Source organism: Thalassospira sp. UBA4513, assembly GCF_002388495.1.
In the GTDB taxonomy this organism is placed as follows: domain Bacteria; phylum Pseudomonadota; class Alphaproteobacteria; order Rhodospirillales; family Thalassospiraceae; genus Thalassospira; species Thalassospira tepidiphila.
In genome coordinates this window covers 768-1,933 of the sequence record NZ_DGMR01000005.1, presented here as the reverse complement: position 1 = coordinate 1,933, position 1,166 = coordinate 768, and the positions used below count along the sequence as shown (strand labels likewise).

Here is a 1,166-nt window from a genome sequence, read left to right as displayed (position 1 = left end):
GTCCTGCAGGGATCGCCATTTTTTATCTTTTACATGCTCCCAGATAATGGCATGTCGATCTAGTCTTCCAAGCCACATCGCGCCTTGATAACTTTCATCTGTTCTCTGATATGGTTGGATGCAATAACTGATCTGGATCTACCCTCAATCAGCTTGTCCCGGATAATGTTGTAGTTGTAGAGAACTGCGTATTCTGGTTGGGTTTGCTCGCCTTCAGTGTAAAAATCATAGCTGTCACTAAGCTCTTTTAGTGCGTTGTTTACAGCATAGTTGAACGTAGTGGTGTTATGCGCATCATTAATGTTCTGCACTACTTGGCAACGTCGGAGCAGATCACGGTACGTCCTGTCCAAAAGTTGCTGCAGGTTCTCTTCCGTTGCCGGTCGGAATTCATCAAAGAGCGCCCGATTGGTCTCCAGAAGCTCAATTTTCTTTGAACACCATTCCTGCACTTCCGCTGACACATCAAGAGCAAGTTGTAAGGGTGCGTTGATTTGGTCGGCACGATGGAGCTTTGCTTGTTGAAGCGTGTTTGCAGCGTTTTCTTTAGCTGCGGCGATTTGTACTTGGGTTGAGTAAATTACAAACAATCCTGCCAACAAACCAAGTGCACCGGCAAGGATGCTTTCCCACTGAATGCGTTTGGCGAAGCTAATCCACCAAAGTCTGTGATTGAGATCGTAAATATCACCGCCAATGCCAATGGCAATTGGCGCAATCACAAAAACACAGAATGCGATTACAATCGCGACAAGCACTGGTCGGGGAAGGTTGTTCATCAAGTGATATTCGTGCTCTCAAGGTTGAGGGAGAGTCGTGATCATGCCCTGCTAGTTGCAAGTTGGTCAATCATCCTTGAGTGCAGGGGCGGCAAAAGAAAAGCGGTTAAATACCTAACAGATCGGAAATGTCATCATTTCTGCTGGCTATCTAGCCGCCAAATAGCGCCCCGGACGGTGATTGAGTGCGATGATCAGGTTGAGGATGACGGCGCCCAGGATCGAGAGCAGGACCTTGTCAAAGGGCAGGGTCAGGAAGGCGCAGACGAGGATGACCATATCAACGGCAAGCTGGAAATAGCCGGCGCGGATGTTGAAGTTTTCCTGCAAATAGAGCGCCAGGATATTGACCCCGCCAAGGCCGGCGCGATGGCGAAACAGCATGAG

At 48.7% G+C, this 1,166-nt stretch carries 2 protein-coding genes; both read right to left on the bottom strand.

Annotated elements, in window-relative coordinates:
- Positions 1–59 precede the first annotated feature (59 nt).
- Entirely contained in the window at positions 60–779 is a 720-nt protein-coding gene (locus tag B2T33_RS01855; protein ID WP_286791020.1) for a hypothetical protein, read from the bottom strand.
- 147 nt (positions 780–926) lie between these two features.
- Positions 927–1,166: YitT family protein (locus tag B2T33_RS01850; RefSeq protein WP_286791019.1), on the bottom strand; the 240-nt coding region annotated here is incomplete at its 5' end.

What these genes read in the sequence shown, in the direction of transcription:
- B2T33_RS01855 (WP_286791020.1), bottom strand. Translation starts at nt 779, where the DNA reads ATGAACAACCTTCCCCGACCAGTGCTTGTCGCGATTGTAATCGCATTC.